The following is a 16,469-nucleotide window of genomic DNA, read 5'->3' on the forward strand; positions in this document are numbered from 1 at the left end:
TCTCCAATCTCGCAAGGACTGCTTATCTCTTGGGCAGCGGTCCGGTCTGGCTAAGTTCCACTACAGCGCGTCTCACGTGCAGGGCATTGCCCAGTTCGGTGACGGCCGTTTGCATGGCGCTTTGTATCGTTGGGGCATTCTGAATTTTCTGGCTGATGGCGTTGACCAACGCTTCGCGTTCGGCGCGTCGGCGGGTCTCATCAAACAGGCGGCGGCTTTCCAGGGTGGCCGCCAACAGAGACACAATTTGCTGCACCAGGGATATATCGGCTGCGCCATAGGCGTGGGCCGCGCGGCTGCCGATGTTGAGTGTGCCCAACTGCCGGTCACCGACCATGAGGGGGGCGCAAATGTAGCTCTGGATTCCTTGCCGAAGAAGTATTTCAGCTTTGACATCAACTAAGGAAAAATCTTGTGGGGCGACGACCGGTTTTTGTTGTTCCAGGGCATAGGCTACGCCCGTGCCCGCCAATGGTAAATGGACGGTATAGGTGTCCCCGGATTCCAGAAAGCCGATGCCGGTAAAAGTGTCACCGCCGGCATCGAGCAAAGAGAGGGAGGTGTGGTCTCCATGTAAAATCTGGCGGGTATATTGTCCGGCCAGACTGTAGATTTCCGCCAGGCTGGTGGCGGTGTTGATGGCCGCGCCCATATCATTGAGTATGGCTAGGCGCTCGGCTTGTTGTTCTGTCTGGGCCAGGGCGGCGCTTGTTTGGGCCGACAGACGCAGGTTTTCGATGTGACTGCTCAGGCGTTCGGCAACGGCCGTCATGATGTCATCGGCGTCACTGGCGAAGGCTTGTGGTTCGGAAATCACCAACTGTCCAATCGTCTCCCCCTGTACCACCAAGGATTGGTTGAACGCCGCTCCATTGGTTGGCGATTGCCCGACGGCCACGTTTATTTGCGGCAGATCTTGCTGCGCCAGATACTCTTGCCACCCTTCATGGGTCAGGCGGCGGGTGATCTGGCTGAGTTCTTGCCGCGCCGCTTCCGATTCAGCAAACGAACGTGCATTCTGCACGGCCACACCAATTTGCGTCGCCAACGTGGTCTGAACAGTAACATCCTCTTCGGAAAAATAGTCCTCTTCGGCTGCTTGCACGTCCAACACACCGATAAGTTGATCGCCCAGAACAATGGGCACAGCCAATTCGGCGCGGGTTTCTGGCAGCAAAGGGTTGGGCAAAAAGTCTGGTTCGCCGCGCACATCGTTGACGATGGCCCCCTGCCGGGTACGCGCCACGCGCGCGACCAACGAGCGCTCCTGGCTGAACGGTATTTGCCACCCCTCGGCAACCATGGCCCGCCCTACATCACCCGCCCCAGCCATCAATACCAGGTTGCGTTCCATTTCATTCAGCAGATAGATGTGGGCATGGTATAGGTTGAACCGCTCTTTCGTCAGGTCCACAACCTCTTGCAAGAGGGCTTCTGCCTGGAGGATGGTGGAAACGGCCGTGCTGACTTCAGCCACTGCTTGTAGTTCACGGGCGCGTTTAGCCAGCGCCTGCTCCGCTTTCACCTGTTCGGTAATGTCCTGGTTAGCGCCGATGGTTTTGATTGTGCGGCCTTCCTGGTCCTTAACGACGCGGAAGCGCACACGAATGGGGATGACACGGCCGTCTTTGGTGACATTAAACGAATCAAACTCGCGGTAGTAATTCGGGTCGGTGGGTCCAACACCGCGGCGTTTTCACGGCCGACGATTTCCGCTTCTGCGGCAGGCACATATTTCCGCGCATAATCGGCGGCTGTCATGGTAAGCCCGCCTTCCTCTTCGACCGTCGTACCCAGCAGTTCATAATACTCCGGCCGGAAGGTGAACAGCCCTGTGTCAACATCAAATTCCCAGGAGTGCAGGCGGGCAATTTTGCTGGCTTCCAGGAGACGAGCTTCGTTTTCACGCAGCGCCTGCTCTGCCTTCACCTGTTCAGTAATGTCCTGGTTGGCGCCGATGGTTTTGATTGTGCGGCCTTCCTGGTCCTTAACGACGCGGAAGCGCACACGAATGGGGATGACACGGCCGTCTTTGGTGACATTAAACGAATCAAACTCGCGGTAGTAATTCGGGTCGGTGGTGGCCAACACCGCGGCGTTTTCACGGCCGACGATTTCCGCTTCTGCGGCAGGCACATATTTCCGCGCATAATCGGCGGCCGTCATGGTAAGCCCGCCTTCCTCTTCGACCGTCGTGCCCAGCAGTTCATAATACTCCGGCCGGAAGGTGAACAGCCCCGTGTCCACATCAAACTCCCAAGAATGCAGTTTGGCAATGCGCGTGGCTTCTGCCAGGCGCGCTTCATTTTCACGCAGGGCGGCTGCGGTCGCTTTCTGTTCGGTGATGTCCTGGATGGCGGCGACCAGGCCAATCGGCGTGTCATCGCTGCCTTTTAGCAGACCAATGGTCATCAGAGTGAGGAAGGTAGAGCCATCGCGGCGTACATGGCTGATTTCGGCGCGCTGTGTCTGGCCGCTGATGATGGCTTGTTGGTTGACTGGTTCTACTTCGTTGGCTAACTGCTCCGGGGTGTGGAAGATGCTGAGGTGTTGGCCGATGAGTTCTGCCACTTCGTAACCGTGCATGGTCGCCCAGGCAGGGTTGGCGAATTGGATGATGCCATTGAGGTCAGCAACGGCCGTGCCGTCCAACGATTGCTGCACCACATAACTCAACCGCAGCACTTCCGCCTGGGATTGATAAATAGACGTGATGTCGCGGCTGATGCCGATCAGGCCCATCAGGTTTTTGTCGGTGTCGTAAAAAGGGGTTTTGAGGGTGTCTAGCAGCACACGACGGCCGTCTGGGTAATCCACCCACTCTTCATTGTGCCGCGACTGTCCCTGCGCCATCATCTGTGAATCTTGTTCACGAAAAGCGGCGGCCACCTCGTGGGGGAACAGGTCAAAATCCGTTTTGCCCACCAGGTCGGCTTCTGTACGGTCGGCAAATTCGGCAAAAGCATCGTTGCAGCCCAAATACGCGCCAGCCACATCTTTGTAGAAGATGAGGTCGGGAATGGAGTCTAACAGGCTGGTAAGCAGGCCACGCTCGCGGGCAAGCTGATTGCTGCGCGCCAGAAGCTCCCGCCGTAAGACCCGCTCCTGTTCCATCTGTTTTTCCAGCGCGAGCTGCACGTTCTGGTACAGGTTTTCGCGGGCAATAATGGTCGCTCGCTCGCGTAAGCCCATGTATTGGAACAGGAAATGGTGGTGGCATTGGCTGAGCGCCTGGTGGGTGGCCTCTGGCAGGGTATCTGGCAGCAAAGCAAGGCTGGTTTTGTAGAGAGCGTCACTGACGGCCAGGGCAGCCAGATGCCCCAAACCCTGGGATACCAGCATTTCCACCTGCTCAGTCAGGGGAGCAAGATCGGCGAAACGCAGGCTTTGCAGATAACCTTGCACCACAATCTGGCTGACCTCCGGCAAAATGCGGGGAGTCATGAGCCGCCCGTGGTTGTTGAACAGATTTTGGCGTAGGGCGGCGTGTACGGCCGTTTGCAAAACATCTGCCTGTTCGGTCAGCAAGGTCACGGCTTCTGGCAGCGCCAAATCGGGCGCCGCTTGTAATTGCATGGGTAAGGTCGTCATAGACAGCTTCTCTCAGGAATGTTGGTGGGTGGGTCAGGTTGGTTGGTTAGACAGTCCGCCAACCAACCAACCAATAAACCATCAACCTTTTCTCACTTCACCAATATAGCGCCGTAAAACTCCAATTCAACGCCGGCGCGATCTGCTTCCGTAATCAATTCTGGCGCGCCCAGCCAATCGGTGATGGTCTTGTATCGGTCGCCATCAATTCGCCAGGGTTTGATCAGTTCCTTTGATTGCGCCGCCGTGAGGAAGTAGTAGGGCGAACCCATCTTGGCGAACATGTCCACGAAGGCTTCCAGGCCAGCTTCGGTGAGGTTTGGGTTTTTGGTCTCGAAGGTGCAGAAGAGTTTGCTGCCAGGGGCAGCCCAGTCATACAGCGTTGTAAACAGGTGTTGCAGCTCTTCCTCCGTGAAAAAACAGGTCATGCCGTTCATGCCAATCACCACCTGGCGGTCATCGCCAAACAGTTCGGCGACCGCTGGCGAGTTTAGGAGCGCATCTATGTTACGCACGTCGGCTTCTATCATGCGGGCATTGGGGTTGCCTTTCAACAATTCCTGACCATAGGCGACGGTGATGGGATCAATGTCGGTGTAGATAACACGGGCGTTGGGCACAATGGCGTGAATGTGGTCCACTGTCGGCAAACCAGAACCGAGGTCCAGGAATTTATCAAATCCTTCCTGGCCCAGTACGGCGGCCGCTTCCTGGAGGAAGGTACGCAGCAAGCGTACCCATTTGCCGGTCGAGGGCAGCAGGCTAAACATATATTCGGCTGCCTGCCGGTCGGCTTCAAAGTTATGATTGCCGCCGAGGGTGTAATCGTACACACGGCTGGCGCTGGGAATATTGGTGTTAATTTCGTGGGTTTCAATATTACTCATTGCTCGTTACTCCTTATGCGTAATCGGATTTTCTCGGCCGTTTTGCTGGCCGGATAAAACAATTTCAACAGCGGCGTAGGGGGATTGGAAAACACGGCCCAGTTCCGTTACGGCCGTTTCCAGCGCATTTTCCACCGTCAGCGTACTCTGAATCTTTTGCGTGATGGCGTTCACCAGCGCCTCGCGTTCGGCGCGGCGTTGGGTTTCCGAATACAGCCGGGCGTTTTCCAACGCCACAGCCACATGGTTGGCAATCCCCGTCAGCAGCGCCAGGTCACGCTCATTATAAGCGGCATGGGCATAACTTTGCACCGACATCGCGCCAACGGGCCGCTGCCCCAGGAACAGTGGCACGAAGATCAGTGACGCCGACACTTTGCCCGGCTGACCAAGACGCTGCTCTGGCGCGTCGGCCAGGTTTGCCAGACGTTCGGCCACCTCTTCCGGCGTGCGGTTGAGCAGACGCGCCTGGCCGCTGTGGACCACTTGCAGCCAGGGGTTGTCGGCGGCCGGGCGGCCAGCGGGCGGTTGGAAGCGTTTCCCCTCATCGTACACCAAAGGATAAGCGAGGGTTTCGGTGCGGGCGTCATAGGTCGCCACAATGAAAGCGTCGGCGAGTAGGGCGCGCTGCACCTGTTTGAAGATGGTTTCCAGAAGGTCGGCCGGCTTCAGCAGTTGGGAGACGGATTGGGCCACTTCGTTAATGACGGCCAATTCACGGGCCTGGGTGTCTACACGTTGGCGACCTAGTTCCGTTTCTTCAAAGAGGCGGGCGCGTTCCAGCGCTTCGGCAACCTGAGCGGAAAGGGCGTTCAACAAAATCTGTTGTTCGTTGGTTAATGGCTGGCCATCGGCCGACCGCGCACCGATGACGCCGATGGTTTCGCCGTGTAATGTTAACGGCGTAGACATCATCAGGTTGCTGGGATGGCGCATCGGTTCGGTTATTTGGGTCAGATCAATGGCAGCCATAGGTATGGCTTCTTCCAGGCTGGAGTGGATGGGCTGAAGGGTGTCCTGGCTGAACATAAATCCCTGGAACGGCCGTTCCGCCGCCGTGAGGAATGCTTGCCAACCCTGGTGGGTCATGGCGCGCTGGAGGGCGTTCACCTGTTCCAATCGTTCTTCCAGTTCACGCGCCAACAGGATTTGCGTTTGTTGCGCTTCTGTTTGGGCAGTAATATCATGCACAAAACCGACAATGCCTGTTACAGTGCCGCGCGCATCTTTAAGCGGCACCTTGATTGTGTTCAAAACTCTGGGCTGCCCATCAATAACAGCCGGTTCGGCGTCAATCACTTTCATCTGTCCACTATCCATGATTGCCCGGTCGCCGGCCCAAAAACCAGGAATCCCTTTTTCTGGATTTCCGACAACGATGTCTCGGGGAAAGCCAATCTCCAAATCGTTTTTGCCAATAAAATCGGCCGTTGCTATATGCAGCGAATTGGCATACCCCTGGTTAACCAACCGATAACGGTGATCGGTGTCTTTGACAAAAATCCAGTCTGGCGTGGAATCAATGATGGTGCGCATCAGCGTTTCGTTTTGCTGGATGACCTCTTCCCTTTCTTTGCGCTCGGTGATGTTGGTGACGCTGTTGCCCAGGAAGAGGGCACGGCCGTTTTCATCGCGCACCAGGAAGATGGAGTGGATGGTGGGCACCGACTCGCCGGCTTGTGTGTTGAGGTCCACTTCACCGGTCCAGACGCCTTCGGCCATAACAATGGGCAGAATTTCATTTAAGACACGTTCCGCCTCGTCCGCTGAATAGAGTTGGGCGATGCTGCGGCCTTGCACATCGCTCAGATCGGCAAAGCCGAGCATTTGGATGAGCGCCGGGTTCATGTAGATGACTTCGCCGGTCAGGGTGGCCAGGCCGATGCCCTGACCGGTGACCTCGGTGATCTGGCGGAAAGTGTTGGCTTCGGCCAGGGCAGATTGGGTTTGTTGGTATTGGCGCACGTTTTGCAGGGCAACGGCCGTTTGCGCCGCCAACGTCGTCTGAATCTGCACATCTTGCACCGTGAAACGGTCCACCGTATTGGCCTGAAGATCCAATATTCCCAATAGATTCTCACCGGCGATCATCGGCACAGCCATTTCGGAGCGTGTTTCCAGCAGCAGGGGGTTGGGCAAAAAGCCGGGATCAGCCATGACGTCGTTTACAATGACACCCTGGCGCGTCCGCGCCGCCCGCGCCACCAACGACCTATCCTGATGTAAGGGAATCGCGCGCCCTTCTTGCACCATCATCTGCCCCACTTCCCCAGCGCCGGCAGCCAGGGCCAACTGATCGCCATCCAGCAGATAAATGTGGGCGTGGTATAGATCAAACTGCTCTTTTGTCAGGTCCAATACGTCTTGCAGCAGTTGTTGCTCATCGCGCGCGGCGGCCACTTTGGTAGATACCTCGGCCACCGCCTGCAGTTCTTCAGCCAGTCTGGTTAGCTTCGCTTCGTCTTGCTTGCGAGCCGTAATGTCCACCATCACGCCTACCAGCCCCCCCACTGAGCCGTCGGCGTTACGGAAGGCGCCTTTGTTAAAGATCACGTTGCGCAAGGTACTATCGGCATAAGTCACCAGGGATTCATATGTCTGTGGCTCATCCGGGGTTTCAAACAGGCTGACATCCATGGCATGATACCTGGCCGCCAATACCTGGTCCGTTTGCAGGTCAAAGACCGACTTGCCCAGCAGCGCTTCGGCTGGCTGACCCAGATAATCCAGGAATGCCTGATTAAAGCCGATGTAGGCGCCTTGGATATCTTTGTAAAAAACCGGGTTGGGAATGTTGTTGATGAGTGTATCCAAGAACTGCTGCGACTGTTGGACTTCTTGCAGCGCCTGTTGGGTGGCTTGATTCTGGTATTCGTTTTGAATGGCAATGGCTAACTGGCCGGCCAGCACGGTGAAGGCGGCCAGGTTTTCTTCTGTCAGGCCGCCAGTCTGGCTGCTTTGCAGGTCCAAGACGCCTAATACCTCTTCGCCCACCATCAGGGGGACAACCATTTCCGAGCGGGTGTCGGGCAGCAGGGGGTTGGTGTGGAACAGATCGCTCTGGGTGACGTCGGGCACAATGACCGTTTGTTTTTGCATAACGGCCGTGCCATTCAGCGAACTCTCATCCAACGGCAGTTGATGCCCGGCAGCGAGCAGTTGGGTACCGGCGTGACCTGTGCTGGCGCGCAAGACAAGGTGCTGCCGCGATTCATCGGCCAGGTAAATCTGCGCCTGGTACAGGTCGAACGCCTCGTAAATAAATTCAACGGCCTGAGGCAGCAGACGGTCCAGGCTGCGCGCCAGGGAAATCTCCTGCCCAATTTGCGCCGCCAGATTCAAATCCTTTGTGCGCGCCGCAACCCGATCCTCCAATTCGGCGCTCAACGCAGCCAGTTCCTGATTGCTTTGGCGCGCGCGCCTTAGACTTTGCTGCAAGCTGCTAATAAGCAGATAGATGAGCAAGCCAACGATAAGGAAAATAGCGGTCAGTTCTTGGGCTTGAGAAAGTGGAGAGTCTGCATCGGCGGGAATGAGGCCAACGGTTTCGCTGTAGGCTAAAAACCAGCCCACGCCGATGGTCGACACTGTAAAAAACAAAGCGGCGCGCCAGCCCACCAGCAGCCCGGCGGCCAGAATAAGGACAAAAAAAGCGGTGTACGCGCTGTCGCGTACCCCTTCGGCCTGCCAGGCCAAATAGGCAAGTCCAAACCAACTGGCGATTAGAAAGGTATAACTGGCGAGCTGCACATGCCGCCGCCGCAAGACGACCAACAAAGCCACCATCAGGATAACCATGCTGCCCAAGATGGTGGTGTTTAGCTGGAAGCGCAGCCCATTGCCAACAAGCATCACCAAGGTCAATGCAGCCAGGGAAACGGCCGTCACAAGCAGAATAGCGTTCAGTTGGGCAGCGGTACGCGCTTTGTCTTCGTCGGCAAAAACCGGTGGGCGTAGAATCTCTTTAAGCGATGCCATAGGTTGCTCTCTTTCTCAATCGTTCTATCAGGCGCATCATTTACTCCGGCGACCCGTTGGCCGCCGCTGGCTCCGGCCGAACCGGATGGGCAGAATCGGCCGTTTCCACCATCGGCTGACCATTGCCGCCAGTTTGCTGGTTTTTCAGGTAGATGAAGGTCTCCAAACCCAGCGCCCGGCCGATCTCGCGGGCAGCGGTTTTTAGCACCGACTCGGCGTCTACGGTGGCGCTGACTTTAGCCGATACTTCGCGCAGCACTTGTTCCTGGTGGGCGCGTTTGTCTGTGGCTTCAATCAACCGGGCGTTTTCAATGGCAATGGCTGACTGGTTGGCGATGGCCGACAATAAGCGCAGGTTTCGTTCATCGTAGGCATAGGGCGTGTTGTAGCTTTGCAAAGAAATGAGGCCAATGACCTCATCGCCATATTGCAAGGGGCAGCCCATCCAGGACGCCGCCGTTCGGCCTATTGCTTCAATGCCTATCTCTTGCAGATAAAGGTCAATGTCGTTGGCAATGAGAACGGGGCGGCGCTGCTCTAAGACGTGTTCGGTCAGCCCTCTGCCGGCCTGGCGGCGGCCATAATTGCGAATGATTCGGCCTTCGGTAACACCATAGGCAAAGACAATTTCGTTGGTGGCGGCCGTAAAGAAGGCGACGTAGAACTCGTCGGAGGCCATGAGGCGCTCGGTGTATTCATGTATGACGGCCAACACGCCATCAACTGTGGTTTGGGCAGTAAGTGACTGCGCCATCGCATTGAGGACCGCCAGTTCTTGTTCGCGGTGTTCAGTTTCCGTCAGGGCCATTTGTGTTTGTTCAGACAGGCGGGCGCGTTCCAGGGCGTCGGATACCTGGGTGGTGAAGGCTGCCAGTAGGTGGCGTTGGTTTTCGGTGAGGGGCGCGCCAGAAGGATTGCGTACACCGATCTGGCCGATGGTCTGGCCGCGTACAGACAGGGGCAGAATCACGTCGCCCGACACGGTTTCTTGCCGGATGATGGGGTGAGCTACCTGCCGGTCGAAATGGAAGCCTTGTAACGGCCGTTCCTGGGCCAACAAAAATGCCTGCCACCCTTTGCCCACCAGCGCCTGCTGGATGCGCGTCAGTTCGGCCAGAGCGCGGTCCGTCTCCTTATAACGACGAGCATTTTGCAAAGCCACCGCCACCTGGGAGGCCAACGTGGTGAAAATACTCACCTCTTCTTCAGTGAAACGGCCAACTTCGGCTGCCTGCACGTCCAGCACGCCCAGCACCTGCGACCCGGCAATCAGCGGTACGGCCATTTCGGCGCGCGTGTCTGGCAGCAGCGAATTGGGTAAGAACCCCGGCTCCAGGCGCGCGTCGTTGGCCACAACACCCTCTTGGCGGCGCGCCGCCCGCGCCACCAACGATTGTTCCTGGTTGAGGCTGATATGCCGCCCTTCGGCGACCAACTGACGGCCGATTTCGCCCGCCCCGGTATGCAGCAGCAGCGTATCACCCGCCTCGTTAAGCAGATAAATGTGGGCATGGTACAGGCTAAACTGGTTCTTGGTCAGGTCTACCACCTCTTGCAGCAGGCGGTTCGGTTCCAAAATAGTGGCAGCGGCCGTGCCGACCTGGGCCACTGTTTGCAGCTCACGGGCGCGCAAAGCCAGGGCATCCTCGGCTGCACGCCGCCCCGTCACATCAATCACCGAGGTGATAAGCGCTGGCTCACCCTGATATTCGATGATACGTCCTGACATTAGCCCCCAGAACAGTTCGCCATCAGCTCGTTTTAATCCTACCTCATACGCGGTTACTTGCTTGTGTTCGCGTAAAGCTGCCAGATAGCTCTGGCGTTGGCTCGGATCCTGGTAAAAGTTCGGCGTCTGTTGGCCTGTTAATACATCGCGCGATTCTCGAATCATTTGGGCCATCGGTTCGTTGACATAGGCCACCATGCCATCCGTCAATTTGGAAATCACAATGGGCACATTAAACGACTCCAGGATGGTTTCGACGCGAGCCTGTTCCTGGCGAATTTGCGCTTCAGCCTGCTTGAGTTCGGTAATGTCGCGAACAAAAATAACGACGCCGGTAATGTCACCAGACAAATCGCGCAGCGGCAGCTTGATGGTATTCAGGACGCGCGATTGACCCTGAACCACAGCCAGTTCTTCAGCAATATATTTCGTTTGGCCGGTGTTGATCACCTCATCATCATCAGCCCAAAACCCGCGAATGCCTTGTTCCGGGTCGCCCAGCACAAACGCTTCGGGGAAGCCTATCTCCAGATCATCCTTGCCCAACATCTCTTCAGGGGAGAGACCAAAGGATTCGGCGAAAGCCTGATTAACCAGGCGGAATCGGTGCTGCTTATCCTTAATGCTGATCCAGTCAATGCTGGAGTCAATGATGGTGCGCAGCAGCGCCTCGTTAGCACGGGTGGTTTCTTCCCCCTGGACTTGTTTGGTGATGTCATGGACAAAACCAACAACCCCGACCACTTCGCCCGCCGCATTTTTCAGAGGCGCTTTAATGGTGTTCAGGTAGCGTGGCTCGCCATCTACCACGGCCGGTTCTATGTCTATCACCTTCAACTCACCGCGCGCCATGATCTCCCGATCATCGGCCCAAAAGCCGCGAATGCCTTTTTCTGGGTTGCCCTTGACAATTTCCTCGGGGAAACCAATATCCAGGTCGTTTTTGCCGATGAAACTGTCTGGGGTCATGTGGAAGGAATTGGCGTAGCCCTGGTTGACCAACACGTAACGATGGTCACTATCCTTCACAAAAATCCAGTCGGGGGTGGCGTCAATAATGGTTCGCAGCAAGGTTTCACGTTCGCGGATCGCCTGTTGCGAATCTTGCAAGGTTTGGTATTGATCGGCGTTTTGCAGGGCGATGGCTATCTGGCTGGCAATCGTTTGTAACAGGTTAGCGGTCGCTTCATTGACGCCATTGGCCACGTTGTGCTGCACATCTAGTACCCCCAACACCTGTTCGCCCAGCAAAATAGGCACGGCGATTTCCGATTTAGTTTCAGGTAACAGAGGGTTGGGCAGCCATTGGTGGTCCTGGCGGACATCGGGGACAAGAACGGCCGTATTGGTCGCCGCCGCCTGCCCCACCAGGCCTTGCCCAACAGCCAACTTGTGCCCGGCAGCCAGCATTTCTTGCCCAGCCTGGCCGGTACCGCCGGCCATGTGCAGCATGTGCGTCGCCTCATCCAACAGATAAATGTGAACGTGGTAATAATCGAAGGCATCGCGCACCTGCTGCACCACCTCAGACACCAACTGGTCGCGGTCGAGAATCGTCGAAAGACTGCGGCTGACATCGCTGCTGGCGGACAAGTCACGAGTACGGTCAGCGACCCGCTGTTCCAGACTCTCCACAAGGCCGCGCAGCTGCACCGCCATGCTGTTGAAGGCAGTGGCTAAACTGCCAATCTCATCTTGTCGAGACACGGCAATCGTCTGCTGCAAGTCACCGGCGGCCAAGGCGGTGACCGCTGTGGTCAGGTTTTGGATGGGACGAATAGAGCGGCTGGCGACAAACCAAACCAGCACGGTAATCAGTAAAATGGTCAACAGACTGATGAGACCGCTGTTAATCACGAAAGCGCGGGTTGTCGCAAATGCTTCCGCTGTTTGCTGCTGAATCACCACACCCCAGCCATTTTCAGCCTGCTTCACATGGGCGGTCCACTCGATGCCATCTTCATCTACAAAGGTGAAAGGGCCAGTCTGCCCGGCGAGCAGGTAAGCGACCGGCGGATAACTGCTGAGGTCGGTCAATTCGGTGGCTTCGGCCGATAAATCAGGATGGGCTAACATATGGCCCATTTCATCTACAACATAGGCATAACCTGTCTTGCCAATTTGGGTCGCGCCTGTCTGGTTTGCCACTTCTGTGAGTTCTGTGCCCACAAAAGCGACACCTTGCACCCTGTTACTGCCATCATAAATCGGTGCAGACATCGCCACAACCGGCCGGCCAGTGCTGCGGCTGACAACCGCTTCGCGGGTGATAGGGACGCCGGCCGCCGCCTGTTGAAACCAAAATCGGTCGGCGTAGTTGATGGATGCGCTGTTGTCGCTGCGAGCGACGTCTGTGCCGGACTTATCCAGAGTCAGCGCCAGGTACATATACTCATAGACGTTAACCATCTGGTTTAGAACTGGCTCTTGCTGCGCCCTATCCATGCTGACAATACCTGGTTGGCCGCTCATGTTCTTTAGCGCCAATACAACGGATTGGTCCCAGGTATTGACGGTTTGCTGAAGCTGGGCGGCCTGGTTGGTAAGGTTTTGCTCGACGCTGGTCCGCTGATTTGCGCCAATGCTGCGGTTGAGCTGGACCAACGCCAGGAGAGCGGGCAGCAAAACGACGATCAGGATAAGGATGGTTACTTGGAAGCCAAAACTGCTTTTAATTCGTCTGATCATCTTCGCATCTCCAAAGATGTGTCTTCTGAGGGTTGATGGGTGTGGGCACGGCCGTTTGTTGGCGCGTTCGCCATTTTCTCGTCGTCATAGTCGGTCAGGTAGACAAAGGACTCCATACCCAACGCCCGGCCGATTTCCTCGGCGGCGGCGCGCAGCATTGATTCCGTATCTACCGCGCCATACACCCGGTCGGATAACTGGCGCAGCAGGCGTTCGCTTTGCACACGCTCCTGAGCCTCTTCAAACAAGCGCTGAGTCTGGGCCACGGCCGCCGCCTGCCCGGCCAGGCTGAACAATTGGCGCGCCGCATTTTCGTCAGTCTGGTAAACATCATCGGCCAGGCCTATGACAAAACCAATCCACAAATCACCAGCGATCAATGGCGCAGCAATGAGGGATTTGACGCGCCGGGTCTCATAAAAAACCCGTTGCGCGGCCTCATCTATCCGTGGTTCCTGGGCAATGTCGGCGACAACCAACGGCCGTTCCCGCACCAAATAAGGTAAGATGGGGTACAGATCAGCCGGGAAGGGTACGCCTAATTCCACACCGGGTGGCCGTCCATCTTTGCGCCACACGGCCGTTACCGTCAGGCTCTTGGGCGGCTCTTTGCCCCACGGGGCGTCAAAGAAAACCAGCGAGGCGCTGTCCATGGCTTGTAGAACGGTGGCGTCTACCAATGCCTGCAAAATATCGGCCATACTGGTGGCGCGCACAATCCGGTCGCTGCCGGAAAAGAGGGCTTCTGTCTGGCTGCGCGCCTGTTCTGTTTGTTCAAACAGGCGCGATTTTTCCAATGCCTGCGCTACCTGCAGCGAGATGGCTTCCAGGAAAAGCTGGTCCTGGGCGGAAAGTGGTTGGTTATTGGGACGGCGCACGCCCAGGCTGCCAACAGACGCGCCATAGACAGTTAGAGGAATGGTAACGGCCGTTCCCGCTGCATCACGCTCATCAATTACCTCAGCCAGGGGCTGAACCCTCTCCTGATTGGCGACATAGCCTCTGGCCGCCTCTTGGCTGCGTTGGAAAGCGCTCCAGCCTTCACGCGCCGTCATGCGCTGCAAGGCGCTTAATTCCGCCAACGCGATTTGGTTTTGCTCGTAGCGGGCGGTGTTTTGCAGCGCCACAGCCACTTGCGCCGCCAGCGTCGTCTTCACGTTCACGTCTTCTTCTGTAAATCGGTCTTTAACGGCCGCTAAAATCTCCAAAACGCCCAGCAGCACATCGCCAACCACCAATGGAGCCGCCAAACCAGACCGCGCTTCCGGCAGCAAATGATGGGCGACATAACCGGGGTCCTGGCGAAGGTCGTTCACCACCACTACCTGCCGGGTCCGGGCCGCCCGCCCCACCAATGTCGGGTCGGTATGGAGATTCAGATGGCTCTGCTCGGCCAACATACGCTGCCCGGTTTCGCCAGACGCGGCGGCCAGATGCAGATCATCGTGGGCCTCGTTGTAAATATAAAGGTGAACCTGATACAGATCGAACCCTGTTTTTGTCAGGTTTACCACATCTTGCAGCAGCTGCTGCCTGTTGGGCGCAGAGGCCACCACGGTGCTGATCTCCGCCACAATTTGCAGGTCGGTAACCGTAGCTTGAATTTGCGCCAGCAGGCGCTGGCTTTCCACGTAGCCGCTCACCCGCCGGCCAATTTCACCGATGAGGGCGCTTTCTTCATTGAGGAAGGGTTGGTTTTCTGTGTAGGCGATATAAACACGGCCAACTTGTTGGCCGCCAATATGCAGCCCTTCAACCATCTGGCAAGGCAGGTTGATGGCCGCCGCATCGCCGTACACGACGCCATCCAGAGTGATGGCTGCCTGACATAATTCTACAAACTGCATCCCGGCCGGGATGCGCTGGGCGACGTAGTGCAAATACTCATCCAGCGACGGCCGTTGGTCAGCTTTGCGTCCTATTTCATTCAGCAATCTCATCTCTTTGACACGCTCGCCCAACATCCCTTCTGACTCCAGACGGTTGGTAATGTCTTCGGAGATGCCCATCAGGTATTTTGGCCGGCCATCTTGACCCATAACCGGCACTTTAATGGTGTGCAGATAGCGCACTTCTTTGTGGGCAGTTTCCAGCCGCTCTTTGGGAATGTCTACCAGAACCCCTTTGTTCAGCGTTTCGCGGTCTTTTTGCACATAGAAGGCGGCCTCTTCCGGCGGGAAAAAATCATAATCTGTTTTGCCGATGAACGTTTCCGCCGGCCAGCCGGTGAGTTCGGCCCCGGCTTTGTTCCAACGAACAAAACGCAGGTTTTCAGCTTCTTTGACAAACAACATGACAGGCAGATTTTCGATGACCGAATCGAGGAAGGAGCTGTTTTCTTGTAGTTCCTGGGACAACTGCATTTGCTGGCGGAACAAGGTAGCGTTTTCAATGGAGACGGCCAGTTGCCCGGCCAGGGCCTCAAATGCGGGCATATTTTCGCTGGAGAGTGCGCCGGGGACTGCGCTTTGCAAATCCAGCACACCGACAACGCGGTCGCCGGCAATCAGGGGCACGGCCGTTTCCGACCGCGTATCTGGCAGCAGGGGGTGGGCTTTGAAGGCGTCGCTAACGGCCGTATCGGCGACCAACATGGTCCGTTTGCGGCTGGCGGCCTCGCCGTTAATCGAGCCGCTGCCGATGGGCAGTTGATGGTGTTCGGCCAACAACTGCCGCCCCACAGCGCCGGTGCTGGCGGACAACACAAGCGTCTGCTGCGTTTCGTCTACCAGATAAATTTGTACATGATACAAATCAAACCAGTTACGAATCAATTCGGCCGATTCGTTCAATAAATCATCCAGTTGATGGATTTGGGAGACAAAGCGGCCCACTTCAGCGGCCAACGCCAGGTCGCGGGTGCGTTCCGTCACCCGTTCTTCCAGGACGTCAATCAACTGGCGCAGTTCCTGGTCTCGTTCTTCGATCTGGTTGGCTAAATCATTGGCGCGGTGGGCAATAAAGTTGGCGTCGGCCTGGTCAATGGAGGGCAGGCGATAATGATAATTGGCGGCCAGTTTTTCCAACCCGCCGGCCAGTTCATCCAACGGCCGTGAAACAAAACGGGTAATCAACAGGCGGACTGCAATCATCAACAGCACCACCATCGGCGCTAACAAAATCATCAGGGTGATGAATGTGTTGCGGCGCAATTGGCTTAACACCTGACCGGTAAAAGTCATTTCCACCTGGCCGATTGTCTGACCCTCAAACACAATCGGGCGGATGACTGTGTACGGATTGGCCACACCAGCCAACGAACCAATCTCAAAAGCAGGCGCGCCAGACTGATCCACCACGCGCAGTTGGGCAATGTTGTCCGCCTGGGCGTAGGCCTCGGCGGTTTGTTGGATAATCAGCGTATCGTCGGCAGCTAACGGCCGTGCCAACACCACAGCCAGATTCTCCACAATTATGGCCGATTGATCGGTCTGCGCCGCCTGCACGCGCTGCCCCAACAAAGCATTGCTGGCAGCGCCAAAAACTAAAAAGGCCAGAACAAGAATGACGCCCACACTTATAGTCAGGTCTCTGGCAATGGTTCTGCGCGTTTCGAAAGAGGTCTGTTCAGATAGGTTCATAATCTATTTGCCCAC

Annotated in this window: 6 protein-coding genes; all 6 read right to left on the bottom strand. The window is 56.6% G+C overall.

The genetic code is table 11. The features are described 5' to 3' along the window. Positions 1–22: 22 nt before the first annotated feature. The 6 genes from IPM39_15635 to IPM39_15660 all read right to left on the bottom strand — a co-directional run bounded on the left by IPM39_15635 (position 23) and on the right by IPM39_15660 (position 16,454). Positions 23–1,525: a GAF domain-containing protein gene (locus IPM39_15635; protein MBK8987484.1), complete on the bottom strand. Its 1,503-nt coding sequence runs from the start codon at positions 1,523–1,525 to the stop codon at positions 23–25. Further along, positions 1,522–3,591: a PAS domain S-box protein gene (locus tag IPM39_15640; GenBank protein MBK8987485.1), complete on the bottom strand. Its 2,070-nt coding sequence runs from the start codon at positions 3,589–3,591 to the stop codon at positions 1,522–1,524. The genes IPM39_15635 and IPM39_15640 overlap by 4 nt, the downstream gene beginning before the upstream one ends. Before the next feature lie 92 nt (positions 3,592–3,683). Further along, positions 3,684–4,478 (bottom strand): SAM-dependent methyltransferase, encoded by a 795-nt coding sequence (locus tag IPM39_15645; protein MBK8987486.1) that lies wholly within the window; start codon positions 4,476–4,478, stop codon positions 3,684–3,686. Between the two features lie 6 nt (positions 4,479–4,484). Further along, positions 4,485–8,456: a GAF domain-containing protein gene (locus tag IPM39_15650; protein MBK8987487.1), complete on the bottom strand. Its 3,972-nt coding sequence runs from the start codon at positions 8,454–8,456 to the stop codon at positions 4,485–4,487. A gap of 40 nt (positions 8,457–8,496) precedes the next feature. Continuing rightward, positions 8,497–12,873, bottom strand: a complete 4,377-nt coding sequence (locus IPM39_15655) for a GAF domain-containing protein (protein ID MBK8987488.1) — start codon at positions 12,871–12,873, stop codon at positions 8,497–8,499. Further along, positions 12,870–16,454, bottom strand: a complete 3,585-nt coding sequence (locus IPM39_15660; GenBank protein ID MBK8987489.1) for a GAF domain-containing protein — start codon at positions 16,452–16,454, stop codon at positions 12,870–12,872. Before IPM39_15660 ends, IPM39_15655 begins: the two co-directional genes overlap by 4 nt. Positions 16,455–16,469 lie beyond the last annotated feature (15 nt).

Origin of the sequence: Candidatus Leptovillus gracilis (assembly GCA_016716065.1) — a bacterium.
GTDB lineage: Bacteria > Chloroflexota > Anaerolineae > Promineifilales > Promineifilaceae > Leptovillus > Leptovillus gracilis.

Bases quoted from the DNA above. Each gene is read 5' to 3' on its own strand.
- IPM39_15645 (MBK8987486.1), bottom strand. From the start codon at position 4,478: ATGAGTAATATTGAAACCCACGAAATTAACACCAATATTCCCAGCGCC.
- IPM39_15660 (MBK8987489.1), bottom strand. From the start codon at position 16,454: ATGAACCTATCTGAACAGACCTCTTTCGAAACGCGCAGAACCATTGCC.
- IPM39_15655 (MBK8987488.1), bottom strand. From the start codon at position 12,873: ATGATCAGACGAATTAAAAGCAGTTTTGGCTTCCAAGTAACCATCCTT.
- IPM39_15640 (MBK8987485.1), bottom strand. From the start codon at position 3,591: ATGACGACCTTACCCATGCAATTACAAGCGGCGCCCGATTTGGCGCTG.
- IPM39_15650 (MBK8987487.1), bottom strand. From the start codon at position 8,456: ATGGCATCGCTTAAAGAGATTCTACGCCCACCGGTTTTTGCCGACGAA.